Source organism: Enemella dayhoffiae (genome assembly GCF_002250625.1).
Classification (GTDB): domain Bacteria; phylum Actinomycetota; class Actinomycetes; order Propionibacteriales; family Propionibacteriaceae; genus Enemella; species Enemella dayhoffiae.
The window spans coordinates 106,345-119,745 of record NZ_NMVQ01000043.1 but is presented as its reverse complement, the minus strand read 5'-3'; the positions used below and the strand labels follow the sequence as shown (position 1 = coordinate 119,745).

Genomic DNA, 13,401 nt, shown 5'->3' with positions numbered 1-13,401 from the left:
GATGGACCGACCCCGCGCCGTTCTGGCCGGCACCGTCGCCGTCCTCGCCCTCGCGCTTCCGATGGGGGTCGCCGGGCCGGCGTACGCCAATCCGGCCAGCACGCCCGCCGCCCAGGCCCCGAACGGCGTACTCCTCGAAGCCATCCCCGAACGCACCACCTGGAAGCTGCACGAACGGGTCCCGGTGAACGGTCGGCTCACCGCCACCGGTCGCCCGATCCCGAACGCCACGATCGGGCTGGGCATCGACGGCGACGTGGACGCCCAGCACGTGACCACCGACGCGGACGGGCGCTGGCGGGCCGAGCTGTCCCTCGACGAGTCGTGGGGGATGACCGAGCACAGCCTTTCGGTGTTCTTCGCCGGTGACCCGAATTTCCCGGCGGCCGGCGCCTCGGTCCCGATCACGGTGGTCGCGGACCGGATCTCGCCGATGGTGCTCACCGTGGCCCCCCACCCCGAACCGGTGCGCGCCGGCCAGACCGTGAGCCTCACCGGCGGCCTGCGCCGCGACGAGAACAAGCCGTCGGTTGGCAACCAGATCGTCGCCGTGCTCGATCCCACGCTGAACTCGTACGAGTTCGCGACCACCGACGAGCAGGGCAACTTCAAGCTCGAGCTCACCCTGCCGAGCCAGGCCGGGAACTGGAGCCAGGGGTTCCCGCGCTATCCGGTGAAGGTGCGCTTCGAGGGGGACTTCTGGTCGGCGGTCGCCGAGCAGGAGGTGATGCTGACCCTGGCCGAGCCGCCGCCGGTCGCCGCGCCGTCGGCCACTCCGACACCCACTCGTCGGGTCACCCCCGCACCGGCGACCCCGACCGCGAGCCCGACCCCGGTCGGGGCCGCGGGCTCGGAGGCGCCGCCGCGTCAGGTGGGTGCGATGCTGCTGCCGGCCTGGCTGGTGTCCCGGGCCACCCTGATGGCGATCGGTGCGGTGCTGCTGACCCTGATGGGCGCGGCCCTGTTCTCCCACGGCCGCCGCCGCCACGGCTGAGCCTCACCGTTCCAGCAGTTCGACCTCCTGGGCCTTCACCACGAACCAGCAGCCGTCACCGATCGTGAGGTTCAGCTCGGCCGCGGCGGCTGCGGTGATGTCGGCGCTCAACTCACCGAGCTCCTGATGGGTTCCGCGCAGTCGGACCCCTTCGGCGTACGCCTCCACCCCGGCCAGCCGGACCAGCCAGCTGTTCCGCGGGCTGCCGTGCGGGGGTTGCAGGTGGACCGACACCGCGGCCGGGCGAAACAGGGCGACACCGCTCGCGCCCGGTGCGGCGGCGGGTGTCGGCGGGCGTCCGAGCACGACCCCGTCGCCGCTGCGCAGCTCGGTGCCCCAGAGTTCACCGGCGACCAGGTTCACCCCGGCGAACCGCGCGCCGAACCGGCTGCGCGGCCGGGAGAGGATCTCGCGCAGCGGCCCCTGTTCGACCAGCTTTCCCTGCTCCAGCACGAGAATCCGCTCGGCCAGGGCTAGGGCATCGAGCAGGTCATGGGTGACCAGCACGGTGGTACGCCCGGTCTCCCGCAGCACCCGGCGGAGCACCTGCCGCAGTTCGGCGGCCACCTCGACGTCGAGGGCGGCGAACGGTTCGTCGAGCAGCAGCAGTTGCGGTTCGGCCGCCAGGGCCCGGGCGATCGCCGCCCGCTGCGCCTGCCCACCGGACACCTCCACCGGTCGACGCTGGGCCAGCTCCGGGATTCCCACCAGTGCGAGGAATTCCTTGGCCCGCTCCGCGGCGCGCTGGCGGGAGGTGCCCGCTGCCCGCGGCGCGAACGCGACGTTGTCGAGCAGGCTCAGGTGGGGAAACAGCTTCGGCTGCTGGGTCAGCTGGACCACCCGGCGGCGGTGCGCGGGGACCCGGTCCAGATCGCGGCCGGCCAGGCGTACGCGGGCCTCATCGGGGGTCAACAAGCCCGAAACCACCTTCAGCAGCGAGGATTTCCCGGATCCGTTGGGTCCGATCAGCACCGCCACCTCCCCCTCGGCCAGCTCGAGGGAGGCGTCCAGGCCGCGCTGGGCCAGGCGTACCCGCGCCTCGAACCAGCTCACCGGCGGACCCGCCGATGGGTCAACGCGACGATCGCCGCCGCCAGCACCAGCAGCACCAGCGACAGCGCGACCGCGGCGTCCGGATCGGCCTCGCGCTGCAGATAGATCTCCAGCGGCATGGTCCGGGTCACCCCTTGCAGCGAACCCGCAAACGTCAGCGTGGCACCGAATTCGCCGAGCGCGCGAGCGAACGAGAGCACCGCCCCCGAGCCCAGACCGGGCAGCACCAGCGGCAGGGTGACCCGACGCAGCACGGTCCACGGTCCGGCGCCGAGCCCGGCCGCCACCTGCTCATAACCGACCTCGGCGCTGCGCAGCGCCCCCTCCACCGACAACACCAGGAACGGCAACGAGACAAAGGATTGCGCGAGCACCACGGCCATCGTGGTGAAGGCGAGGTGGATCCCGGCGGCCTCCAACCCGGCACCCAACAGGCCGCGGCGGCCGAACGCCTGCAACAGCGCGATACCGCCGACGACCGGCGGCAGCACCAACGGCAGCAACACCGCGGTGCGCAGCAGGTTCTGGCCGCGGAAGTTGGTCCGGGCCAGCAGCAGCGCCAGCGGTACGCCGAGCAGCAGGCAGATCACGGTCGCGGCCAGGGCGGTGCGCAGGCTGAGCCCGAGGGCGGCCAGGGAGGCCGGGCTGGTGATGAGCGACCCGAACCGCGGCCAGTCGACCCGGAGCACCAGACCGAGCAGGGGGACCAGCACCAGGGCGGCGCCGAGCAGCGCGGGCAGCAGGATCCAGCGCGGCAACGTCACGGGCACAGCCTAACGACCCGGACTCGCGACACGATGCCGAACTCTGCGGAGATCTGTCGTTTTCGCTAGACAAGGCCATACGGTTTTATCGTGGACCCGATCAACAACCCGTACGCCCCCGGCGCCGGTCAGCGCCCACCGGAGCTGGCCGGCCGGGACGAGCAGCTGCGCGCCTTCGAGGTGGTGCTGGAGCGGGTCGGTAAGGGACGCCCCGAACGCTCGATCGTGCTGACCGGCCTGCGCGGGGTGGGCAAGACCGTGCTGTTGAACACGCTGCGCTCGGCGGCGGTACGCCGGGGCTGGGGCTCGGGCAAGTTCGAGGCGCGCCCCGACCAGGGGCTGCGCCGACCGGTGTCGGCGGCCCTGCACACCGCCGTCCGCGAGCTCGGGCACCCGTCGGGTGACGACGTGTCCCAGGTGCTCGGGGTGATCAAGTCGTTCGCGCTGCGGGACTCGCCGGCCAACGCCAAGCTGCGGGATCGATGGCAGCCCGGGATCGATGTACCGGCCACGCCGGGTCGGGCGGACTCCGGCGACATCGAGATCGACCTGGTGGAGTTGTTGACCGATGTCGGCGGGCTGGCCCAGGACGTCGGCAAGGGGGTGGCGATCTTCATCGACGAGATGCAGGACCTGCGCCCCGAGGACGTGTCGGCGCTGTGCGCGGCCTGCCACGAGATCAGCCAGAACGGGCTGCCGGTGATCGTCGTGGGGGCGGGACTCCCGCACGTGCCAGCGGTGCTGTCGGCCTCGAAATCCTATTCCGAAAGACTTTTCCGGTATCAGCGGATCGATCGGCTGGACCGGGAGGCCGCGGCGCAGGCGTTGCAGGCCCCGGCGCGCGAGGAGGGGGCGGAGTTCTCCGAGGCGGCACTGAGGGAGATGTACGCCGCCACCGGCGGCTACCCGTATTTCATTCAGGCGTACGGAAAAGTGGCCTGGGACCTGGCCCCGGTGTCCCCGATCAGCGAGGCGGACGTGCGGATGGCGGCCCCGGAGGCCGAGGCGGAGCTGGCGATCGGCTTCTTCGGCTCCAGGTTCGACCGGGCCACCCCCGGTGAGCGGGAATACCTGCGCGCGATGGCCGACGTGGCGTACGCCCAGATCGACGAGGACGGTCACCCGGCCGAGTCGATCACCACCGCCGATGTCGCCAAAGAACTCGAGCGCAAGCCGCAATCCCTCTCCCCCGCCCGCGACGCCCTGCTGAAGAAGGGGCTGATCTATTCCGGGGAGCGCGGCCGGATCGCGTTCACCGTGCCGCACTTCGGGCGATACCTGCGCGGTCAGGGGTGAGGCTCGACCCGCCGGGGGCTGCCCGGCATGCGCCGCGCCATGGCCGCCTTCTGGCCCGGCCCCGAACATGATCATGACCAGATCGGGGTCGTTTTCGCACAGTGAAAAGACACCGCCGATCTGGTCATGATCATTGCGAACGACACACCGGGGATGACCTGTCGAGCGCTGCCGGAGGTTTTCCGGGAGCTCGGCTGGATGATGCAGCGACTGTCCGACGCCGGCGTGCAGTTGGCCCATTGCTCAGGTCGGTGAGTGGTCGTACCGTGGGGAGGTGCCCCAGTGCCGGGGCCATCTCTCAGCCCGAGGGGGGGCCTGATGACCAAGGCAGCAATCTCACTCTCAACCGGCCTCGAGGACGCGGAGAAGGTGACGGTGGCCTTCCTGGTCGCCGTCGGCGCCGCCGAATCCGGGCGCGAAACGCTCATCTTCCTGACCAAGGAGGCCGTACGCCTCGCCATCAACGGGTACGCCCGCGCCACCGCCTGCGCCGGCTGCCCGCCGCTCGCCGAACTGATGGACCGCTACCGGTCGGCCGGCGGCCGGTACATCGCCTGCGGCATCTGCGTGAAGTCCAAGGGCGTCGATCCAGACTCCCTGGTCGACAACGCCGAGGTGGCCGGCACCGTCCAGCTGTGGGAGTGGATCGGCGACGGCGCCACGACGTTCAGCTACTGATCATGGGATTCCTGTCCAGCATCGAATCCCGCGAGGCGCAGCCGAACTACGAGCGGGTGTTCGCCAGCCGACCGGAGGTGTACGCCGCCTGGCGCCAGCTCGCGGGAGCGATCGTCGGCGGGATGGACAACCGGCTGTACGAGGTGGCGACCATCGGGGCCGCGCGGGCGCTGCAGAGCACCTATTGCAGCCTCGCCCACGGGGGCGTCCTGCTCGACAAGCATGTCGACGAGGACGGCCTCGACGCGCTGCTCGCCGCCGCCGACTCCCGCGACCCGGTGGGAGCAGCGGACCGGGATGCCGCGGTCGCCGCCTTCGCCGCCAAGGTCGCCCGTGGCGCGACCGAGGTGGACGAGTCGGACGTCGACTCGCTCCGGGCGCACGGGCTCGACGATCAGCAGGTGTTCGACGTGACCCTGGCCGCCGCCGCCCGCTGCTTCTTCAGCACGGTGCTGGACGCCACGGGTACGCGCGCCGACGCCTCGTTCCGGGACCGCCTTCCGCCGGAGTTGATCGACCGGCTGACGAGCGGTCGCGCCTGCGAAGACTGATCCACCGCAGCGAATCCCGATTCGGGATTCAATTGGGTATGATGGTCTCATGACCAAGCAGATCGCCGTCCGCCTGCCCGACGAGCTGGTGGCGTTCCTTGACGAGAGCGTGGCGTCAGGCAAGGCCAACAGCCGTGCGGCTCTCGTCGCCTCTGCGCTTGAGCGCGAAATGCGCCGCCAGGCAGCCCAGAGGGACGTCGAGGTACTGAAGCGGCTCGGCTCCGCTGACGACCTCGACGAGCTTGTGAACTGGTCGGTGACGAACGCCGCGGTCGAGGACTGAGGCACGTGCGGGAGATCTGCTTTGCTCGACTCGACAAGACCCGACCTGTAGTGGTGTTGACCCGCGAACCAGCTCGAGCCGCGATGACCAAGGTGACCGTCGCGCCGATCACTTCGACGGTCAAGGGGCTCAGCAGCGAGGTGGGTGTGGGCACCGCGAACGGTCTCGATCACGAGTGCGCGATTTCGATCGACAACGTCGTGACCATCCCGGCGGGTTCGTTGGGAAGGACAATCGGCTTCCTCAGCTCCGAGCAGGAACGAGAGCTGGCTCGTGCTGTCGTCCTGGCCTACGACCTCGATGTCCCTGACTGAGTAGTCAAACCCAAGCAATCCAGACCGTTCAGCGGTCAGCATCCCGTGTGAGCACGAAGAAGTAGGGTCGCGGCTGGTTGCGCAGATCCATCGCGCCGAGCAGGGTTTCGGCGCCGACCCGGCGGAAGGAGTCGATGATCGGCAGGTGGTCATAGATCATCGCCGCGGACACCACGCCGCGATACTCCAGGTTGCGGAGCCGGGCGCGGGGTCGGCTGGTGCGCAGAGCCGGCTCGACCGCACCCAGCAGACGCCGGGCTCGATCGACCACCGGCACCGGCACCACCCCGGCCAGCCCGAGCGGCATCCGCTGCGGGTCGCCGGCGAAGATGCGGCCGCGCGGCGTCCGGAACAGCAGTGGGTGCACGTCCTCGGCCGAGTCGACCTGCTTGCCATACCAGCCGGACGCCGCGAGCAGCCCGTCCAGTCGGTGGCCGGTGCCGAGTTCACGGCCGCGCCAGCGGCCGGTCAGTTCGTCGGCTCGCACGGACGGCAGCGCGTCGAACAGCGCCAGCGCCTGCTGCGGCGTACACGTTGGTTCGAGCTCGGACAACCGGTCTGCGCTCATGCGCCAAATCCTATTGTGGGCTCCATGCGCGCGCTGCTGATGCACCGGTTCGGAGGTCCGCTCGAGGTGACCGAGGTGCCCGACCCGACCGCCCCCGCCGAAGGGGTGGTCGTCGAGGTGCACGCCACCGGGCTGTGCCGCAGCGACTGGCACGCCTGGGCCGGCCACGACGACGGCGTGAACCTGCCGCACGTGCCCGGCCACGAACTCGCGGGGGTGGTCGTCGAGGTGGGTGCGGGCGTGCGCCGCTGGCAGGTCGGTGACCGGGTGACCGTGCCGTTCGTCTGCGGCTGTGGCCGCTGCGCGTGGTGCGTCGCGGGCGACGCCCAGGTGTGTCCGGAGCAGCAGCAACCCGGCTTCACCCACTGGGGTTCGTTCGCCGAACGGGTGGTGCTGCACGCCGCGGATGTCAACCTGGTAGGGATTCCCGACGACGTCACGATGCCGGCCGCCGCCAGTCTCGGCTGCCGGTTCGCGACGGCATACCGCGCGTTGACCGCCCGCGCCCGGCTGCAACCCGGCGAGTGGGTGGCGGTGGTCGGGGCGGGTGGGGTCGGGTTGAGCGCGGTGCAGATCGCCCGCGCCCTGGGTGCCCGGGTGCTGGTGGTCGACCCAAACCCCGGCGCGCGGGCCAGCGCCGAGGCGTTGGGTGCCGAGCACACGCTGGCCCCAGACGACGAGCTGGCCGAGACGATCACTGCTCTCACCGGCGGCTGCCACGTGGCGGTGGACGCCGTCGGCACCGAGGCGACCTGCGCGGCCGCGATCCACTCGTTGCGTCGCCGCGGCCGACACGTGCAGGTCGGGTTGCTGCCGCCGGTCGACGGGCACCCGCGGGTGCCGATGGATCGGGTGATCGGCTGGGAGCTGGACGTGCTCGGCAGCCACGGCATGGCCGCGGTCGACTATCCGCCGATGCTGGAGCTGATCGCCGCGGGATCCCTGCGTCCACAGGATCTGGTACGCCGCACGGTCGGCCTGAGCGCGGCGGCGACCCTGCTACCCTCCCTCGGTGACCGTGGCGCGGCCGGGATCACCGTGATCGACCCGCGGCAGCCCTGACCGGGTGCGGTCGGCGAGCAGCCGGCGCAGCATCCGCGCCTCGGTGAACCCGACGGCGCGAGCGGCCTGCTGCCGTGTCCAGCCTGGCCGATCAGCTGTTCGGCCCGTTCCACCCGCAGTTGCTGCTGGTAGCGCAGCGGGGTGAATCCGGTGGCGGTGACGAACGCGCGCGCGAGGGTACGCGGGCTGACCGCAACCACCTCGGCCAGCTCCTGCAGGCCGAGCGGCTCGGTGAACCGGGCGTCGATCACGTCCTGGGTGCGGTGCTTCAGGTCGACCAGGTGATCGCGATGCCGCAGCATTGCGCTGTGCTGTGGGGAATCCCCGTTGCGACGGGCGGTGACGACCAGGGATCGGGCCGTCCGTGCGGCAACCGCCGGCCCGTGGTCGAGGGCGACCAGGTGCAGCGCCGGGTCGATCCCGCTGGCGATACCCGCCGAGGTGTGCACAATGCCGTCGTCGACGAACAGCACGTCCTCCACCACGCGCACCCACGGAAACCGGGCGGCGAACGCCGGCAGCAGGTCATGGTGGGTGGTGGCCCGTCGTCCGTCCAGCAGCCCGGCCTGAGCCAACGCGACCGCTCCGGCGCACACGCTGGCCGCCCGCCCCCCGCGCTGGTGGTGCGCAGCGATGCGGTGCAACGTTTCCTTGCCGAGCGGACAACGCAGCGGCCGCTGCCCGATCCGCCACCCCGGCACCAGCACGGTGTCGTCCACGGCCAGTTCGGGCCACTCAGTCGGAGTGGGCAACTCGATTCCCCGGTGAGACGTGGTTTGCGGGCGTTCGCCCACCTGGGTGACGCGATAGGCGGCGACCATCCCCGGCGCCGGCGCCGCGTGGGTCAACCTGGGCACCGCCCTGGGCGGGGTGCTGCGCTGGGTGATCCTGGTGTCGCGGTGGTGTTCTCGCTGCTGGTCGTCACCGGCACGATCACCAATTCCCGACTGCTGCGACGGCGTACCCTCGACGACGCCGTGCACGCCGTGACCACCCTGCGCGCCCTGACCGCTCAGCGCGCCACCGACGGATCGCTGCTGGTGAACAGTTTCCTGCCGAGTGCGGTCGCCGGGCGGAGGAACCGTCCCTCACCGACGCGGGTGCAGACTTCCACTTCGGCGATCAGGCGCGCGTGCCGACCGAGTTCGTGATCGAGCAGGACGGCTTCCACCGCATCATCGACGCCGACGGCGCGTACGCCGCACTGCGCGAGCTGGCCTCCCGGGCCTGAGTCGGCTCACCCCGCCGGCCGTCGCCGCCGGTTGACCAGGTAGACCCCCACCACGACCAGGCCCGCGCCCACCAGCAGCATCGGCGACAGCCGTTCGCCGAGCACCACCGCCCCGATCAGCAGCGCCAGGATCGGCACGAAGAAGATGCGCGACGCGGTACGCCCGGCCTCACCCTGGGCGACCAACCAGAAATAGAGCATCCACGCCACCCCGGTGCCGAGCACCCCGGCGAACGCCCACGCCCCGAAGAACCCGGGCGCCGGCCGAACCCGCGGGCCCTCCACGGCCAGCCCCGCCACGGTGAGCACCATCCCGCCGGCCAGGAAGGGCACGGCGACCGACCACCACGCCCCCAACCGCGGCGCCGAATGCTTGAAACCCACGGTGCCGAGGGCCCAGCTGAACGCTGCCGTCGCGGCCAACAGGATCCCGCCCAGCGAGACGTGGCCACCCATGGCGGCGGCGCTGACCACCACGATCCCGCCGAACGCCACCAGCAACCCGATGGCCTTGCCGGGGCCCAGTGGTTCGCCGAGCCAGAACCGGGCCAGGATCGCCACCAGCACCGGCTGCAGATAGATCACCACACCCCCGAGCCCGGACGGCAATGCGTTCAACGCAAGGGTTTGCAGGCCGATGAAACCGATCACGTTGGTGAGGGTGAGCAGCAGATAGGGCCGCCAGTTCTCCCGGATCCGCGGGCGTACTCCGTGCCGCAGCACCAGCGGCAGCATGAGCAGCCCGCCGAGCAGGCAGCGCAGCCCGCCGAACAGCAGCGGCGGGGCATACTGCAACCCGATCTTGATCGCCGTCATCGTGCCGGCCCAGGCCAGGATCAGCGCCACGGTGGCGATGACCTCCCGCCGCTGGGGATGGCTCGGCGCAGCGGTCATCGGACAAGGATCGCCATGATCTCCTCTGCGACGCGATCCGGCGCCGCGAGCGGCATCCCGTGGTCCTCCCCCTCCAGCACCACCTCACGGGTCTGGCCACCACCGGCGGCATAATGCTCCAGCACCTGCCGCGTCTGCGCCTCCATCGGCTGTGACGGCATCACCTCCGCCCCCGGCCACCCGGGCACCACCCCGAGCGAGCCCAGGGTGGCGAGGTCGAACATCGACCGGTCGGAAGCCACCTGGTCCCGATCCCCGCGCAGCCAGGTGATCGGCGGTTTCGGTTCCACGTCGACGATTGCGGTCGAGTTGAACCAGCGCGGGGACATCGTGTTCAGCACCCCGCGATCGCCAGGCGCCACCCCGGGCCAGTTTTCCGAGGTGACGCTGTTTCCGGGATAGAAGTCGTCCCCGGTCTGGGTCAGCAACAGTTCGTCGACCAGGAAGTCGACGTCCACCGCGCCGTTGTCGCCGGGTCCATAGAAGGTGGTGATCACCGCTCGTGGGCTGGTGGCCGGATTGTCCAGGCTGGCGTCCTTGGCGGCCAGCCGGCGTACCAGCTCCGGGTTGGCTCCCCCGCCCCCGGTGCCCGCGAAGTCGTCGGCCCACGGGATCCCCTCGGCTCCCTTGGTGCCGCCGAAGCCGTACGGTGACAGCGGCGCGACCAGCGTGATCGCCGCCAGGTCGGCGGGATGGGCGATCAGCAGCTGCTGCAGCACCCCGCCACCCATCGACCAGCCGGCGGCGTTCACCCGGCGCTGGTCGGCAACCCCGAGCGTCTCGAGCAGCGCGTGCACGTCCTCGCCCAGATCACCCAGACCCACGGTGGCGTCGATCGGGAGCGCGTCGGTCCGCCCGAACCCGCGCAGGTCCGGAGCGATCACCCGCACGTCGTCGGGCAGCTGCTCGGCCACATACTTCCAGAATCCGCCGGTGGACAGGTTTCCGTGCACCAGCAGCACCGGATCGCCGTCCTCGGGTCCGCTGGTCCACACATTCATGGTCAACCGGCCGGTGTCCACCAGCCTGCGGTCGAACGTGCTCATCCTGGCCTCCTCGTGAGTCTCGGGCTGCCAGCGTGTCAGGCGGTCCCAGACAGCGTCCACCCCCTCGTGGCAGAGTGGGCCCATGTCCCACGTCATCATCGTCGGGGCCGGCATCGTCGGCCTGGCCACGGCACGGGAGTTGGTACGCCGGGGCCACCGCGTGACCGTGCTGGAGAAGGAACCGAGCCTCGCCGCCCACCAGACCGGACGCAACTCGGGTGTGGTGCACTCCGGGCTCTACTACCGTCCCGGCTCGCTGAAGGCCCAGCTCTGCACTGCGGGGGCCGAGTCGATGGTCCGCTTCGCCCGCGAGCACGGCGTCGCGGTCGAGGTCTGCGGAAAGCTGGTGGTCGCCACGGAGCGGTCGCAACTTCCTGCCCTGGAGGAGCTGCACCGCCGCGGTCATGCCAACGGCGTACCCTGCACGCTGCTCGACGCGACCGGGGCGCTGGCACACGAGCCGCACGTGCGCGCGGTGGCCGCGCTGCACGTCGCCAGCACCGGGATCATCGACTATCGCGGGGTGTGCACCGCGCTCGCTGACGAGGTGGTCGCCGCGGGCGGGGAGATCTGGTTGCACGCCCCGGTCACCGAGATCCACCACGAGCCGCGCGAGGTCCGGGTGCGGGCTGCGGATCGTGAGGTGCGCGGTGAGCTGCTGGTCAACTGTGCTGGGCTGTACGCCGATCGGCTGGCCCGGCTGGGCGGGGTCGATCCGGGACTGCGGATCATCCCGTTCCGCGGGGAATACTTCGAGCTGGCCGCCGACCAGACGCACCTGGTGCGTGGGCTGATCTATCCGGTGCCCGATCCGACGCTGCCGTTCCTCGGAGTCCACCTGACCCGGATGATCGGCGGCGGGGTGCACGCCGGACCGAACGCCGTGCTGGGGCTCGCCCGCGAGGGATACCGCTGGCGCGATCTGGTGCCGGCCGACCTGGCCGAGACGCTGGCCTGGCCCGGACTGTGGCGCCTGGGCCGCCGCTTCTGGCGTACCGGGGCCGACGAGGTCGCGCGATCGCTGTTCAGGCGGCGATTCCTGGGCAGCCTGCGCGAACTGGTGCCCGAGCTGGGTGACGACGCCCTCCGTCCGGCGCCATCGGGCGTACGCGCCCAGGCGCTGCGCCCGGACGGGCAGCTGGTCGACGACTTCGCGCTGGTCACCGGGCCGCGGCAGCTGCACGTGCTGAACGCCCCCTCCCCGGCCGCCACCGCTGCCCTGGAGATCGCCCGGCTGATCGCCGATCGGGTGCTTGGCCGCTGAGTCAGCCCTCGACGTGGCTGTCGGCGATGGACAGCGCGTCGTCGATCACCGCCAGGCCGCGTCGCAGCTGGTCGTCGGGGATGTTCAGTGCCGGCACGACGTGGATCCGGTTGAAGTTGGTGAACGGGAGCACGCCGCCCTTGAGCAGACCGGCGGTGACCTCGCTCATCGCCGGGCTGGAACCGCCGTAGGGTGCCAGCGGCTCCTTGGTCTCGGGGTTGCTGACGAGCTCGATCGCCCAGAAGGCGCCGACCCCGCGAACCTCGCCGACGCTGACATGGTTGGCCGCAATCTCCTGCAGGGCGGGCGAGATGATCTCCTCACCCAGCCGTGCGGCGTTCTCGACCACCTTCTCCTCGGTCATCGCGTTGATGGCGGCGACGGCCGCCGCGCACGCCAGCGGGTGCCCCGAATAGGTGAGCCCACCGGGATAGGCACGGGTCGCGAAGCTCCGATAGATCGGTTCGGGGATGATCACCCCGCCGAGCGGCACATAGCCCGAGTTGACCCCCTTGGCGAACGTGATCAGGTCGGGGCTGACGCCCTCGCGCTGGACGCCGAACCAGTTCCCGGTACGCCCGAAGCCGGCCATCACCTCGTCGGCGATGTAGATCAGGTCGTACTTGTCGCAGAGTTCGCGTACGCCGGCCAAATAGCCGGGCGGCGGGACCATGATGCCGGCGGTGCCGGGGATGGTCTCGAGGATGATCGCCGCGATCGTCTGCGGACCCTCCATCCGGATCAGGTTCTCCAGATAGGCCAGCGCCCGCTCACACTCCTCGGCCTCGGTGCTCGCGTGAAAGTTGCTCCGATAGAGGAAGGGCGCGAAGAAGTGCACCGTCCCGGCATCGCCGTGGTCGTTGGGAATCCGACGGGGGTCACCGGTGACGTTGATCGCCAGGTCGGTGCCCCCGTGATAGGAGCGATAGGCACTGAGCACCTTGCGCCGGCCGGTGTGCAACCGGGCCATCCGCACGGCGTGCTCGTTGGCGTCGGCGCCACCGTTGGTGAAGAACACGTGCTCGAACCCGTCGCCGGCGACCTCGGTGATCAGCCGGGCGGCCTCGGAGCGTGCGTCGTTGACGTGCTGCGGGGCGATCGTGCACAGCTTGCCCGCCTGCTCGACGATCCCCCGGACGACCTTGGGGTGCTGGTGGCCGAGGTTGGTGAACACCAGTTGCGCGGACAGGTCGATCAGCTCGTTGCCGTCGCCGTCCCACACCAGCGACCCCTCGGCCTTGACCACGGTGAGCGGTTTGAACGTCTCCTGCGCCTGCCAGGAGTGGAACACGTGCGCCCGATCGAGGGCGTACGCCTGGCGGCCGGCCTCCAGCTCGGCCTCGGTGGGTGCGTTGGACTCGCTCATGACCACTCCTCTTGCGGTGCTGCGTCGGTGTCCGCCA

The 13,401-nt window shown here is 70.8% G+C and carries 14 protein-coding genes and 1 pseudogene; 8 read left to right on the top strand and 7 right to left on the bottom strand.

Annotated features, from left to right (window positions below; genetic code table 11):
* Nucleotide 1 precedes the first annotated feature (1 nt).
* Nucleotides 2–994 carry a hypothetical protein gene (locus CGZ93_RS14585; protein WP_094364875.1) on the top strand — a complete coding sequence of 331 codons (993 nt, stop codon included), beginning with the start codon at nt 2–4 and terminating at the stop codon, nt 992–994.
* A gap of 3 nt (nt 995–997) precedes the next feature.
* On the opposite strand, the gene CGZ93_RS14580 is transcribed toward CGZ93_RS14585, so the two are convergent.
* Nucleotides 998–2,047, bottom strand: a complete 1,050-nt coding sequence (locus CGZ93_RS14580; protein WP_094364874.1) for a sulfate/molybdate ABC transporter ATP-binding protein — start codon at nt 2,045–2,047, stop codon at nt 998–1,000.
* Complete coding sequence (locus CGZ93_RS14575; RefSeq protein WP_229117480.1) at nt 2,044–2,811, bottom strand: ABC transporter permease; 768 nt, start codon at nt 2,809–2,811, stop codon at nt 2,044–2,046. The genes CGZ93_RS14580 and CGZ93_RS14575 overlap by 4 nt, the downstream gene beginning before the upstream one ends.
* Nucleotides 2,812–2,901: 90 nt before the next feature.
* On the opposite strand from CGZ93_RS14575, the gene CGZ93_RS14570 reads away from it, so the two are divergent.
* From CGZ93_RS14570 to CGZ93_RS14550, 5 genes are all read left to right on the top strand, one after another.
* Complete coding sequence (locus CGZ93_RS14570; RefSeq protein ID WP_094364872.1) at nt 2,902–4,107, top strand: ATP-binding protein; 1,206 nt, start codon at nt 2,902–2,904, stop codon at nt 4,105–4,107.
* A gap of 318 nt (nt 4,108–4,425) precedes the next feature.
* Nucleotides 4,426–4,785 (top strand): DsrE family protein, encoded by a 360-nt coding sequence (locus tag CGZ93_RS14565; RefSeq protein ID WP_176451784.1) that lies wholly within the window; start codon nt 4,426–4,428, stop codon nt 4,783–4,785.
* 2 nt (nt 4,786–4,787) lie between these two features.
* Nucleotides 4,788–5,336: a carboxymuconolactone decarboxylase family protein gene (locus CGZ93_RS14560; RefSeq protein ID WP_094364871.1), complete on the top strand. Its 549-nt coding sequence runs from the start codon at nt 4,788–4,790 to the stop codon at nt 5,334–5,336.
* 49 nt (nt 5,337–5,385) lie between these two features.
* Nucleotides 5,386–5,619: a YlcI/YnfO family protein gene (locus CGZ93_RS14555; RefSeq protein WP_094364870.1), complete on the top strand. Its 234-nt coding sequence runs from the start codon at nt 5,386–5,388 to the stop codon at nt 5,617–5,619.
* 5 nt (nt 5,620–5,624) lie between these two features.
* Nucleotides 5,625–5,933, top strand: coding sequence for a type II toxin-antitoxin system PemK/MazF family toxin (locus tag CGZ93_RS14550; protein WP_094364869.1), 309 nt, complete (start codon nt 5,625–5,627; stop codon nt 5,931–5,933).
* Between the two features lie 28 nt (nt 5,934–5,961).
* Here the strand turns inward: CGZ93_RS14550 and CGZ93_RS14545 are convergent, their stop codons facing one another.
* Nucleotides 5,962–6,501, bottom strand: coding sequence for a DUF4334 domain-containing protein (locus CGZ93_RS14545; RefSeq protein WP_094364868.1), 540 nt, complete (start codon nt 6,499–6,501; stop codon nt 5,962–5,964).
* Nucleotides 6,502–6,525: 24 nt separating this feature from the next.
* Here CGZ93_RS14545 and CGZ93_RS14540 point away from each other — a divergent pair, with 24 nt between their 5' ends.
* Nucleotides 6,526–7,563 carry a zinc-binding dehydrogenase gene (locus CGZ93_RS14540; protein WP_094364959.1) on the top strand — a complete coding sequence of 346 codons (1,038 nt, stop codon included), beginning with the start codon at nt 6,526–6,528 and terminating at the stop codon, nt 7,561–7,563.
* A 407-nt stretch (nt 7,564–7,970) separates the two neighbouring features.
* On the opposite strand, the pseudogene CGZ93_RS19595 reads toward CGZ93_RS14540, so the two are convergent.
* From CGZ93_RS19595 to CGZ93_RS14520, 3 genes and pseudogenes are all read right to left on the bottom strand, one after another.
* Nucleotides 7,971–8,384 (bottom strand): annotated as a pseudogene (locus tag CGZ93_RS19595) (DJ-1/PfpI family protein); the annotation flags it as partial.
* Nucleotides 8,385–8,800: 416 nt separating this feature from the next.
* On the bottom strand, nt 8,801–9,688 hold the full coding sequence (locus tag CGZ93_RS14525; RefSeq protein ID WP_094364866.1) for a DMT family transporter: 888 nt from the start codon (nt 9,686–9,688) through the stop codon (nt 8,801–8,803).
* A complete protein-coding gene (locus CGZ93_RS14520) occupies nt 9,685–10,734 on the bottom strand; it encodes an alpha/beta fold hydrolase (protein WP_176451783.1) in 1,050 nt (349 codons plus the stop codon). The genes CGZ93_RS14525 and CGZ93_RS14520 overlap by 4 nt, the downstream gene beginning before the upstream one ends.
* A gap of 82 nt (nt 10,735–10,816) precedes the next feature.
* On the opposite strand from CGZ93_RS14520, the gene lhgO reads away from it, so the two are divergent.
* Nucleotides 10,817–11,998, top strand: a complete 1,182-nt coding sequence (lhgO, locus tag CGZ93_RS14515; protein ID WP_094364865.1) for an L-2-hydroxyglutarate oxidase — start codon at nt 10,817–10,819, stop codon at nt 11,996–11,998.
* A gap of 1 nt (nt 11,999) precedes the next feature.
* Here the strand turns inward: lhgO and CGZ93_RS14510 are convergent, their stop codons facing one another.
* A complete protein-coding gene (locus CGZ93_RS14510) occupies nt 12,000–13,364 on the bottom strand; it encodes an aspartate aminotransferase family protein (protein WP_094364864.1) in 1,365 nt (454 codons plus the stop codon).
* Nucleotides 13,365–13,401 lie beyond the last annotated feature (37 nt).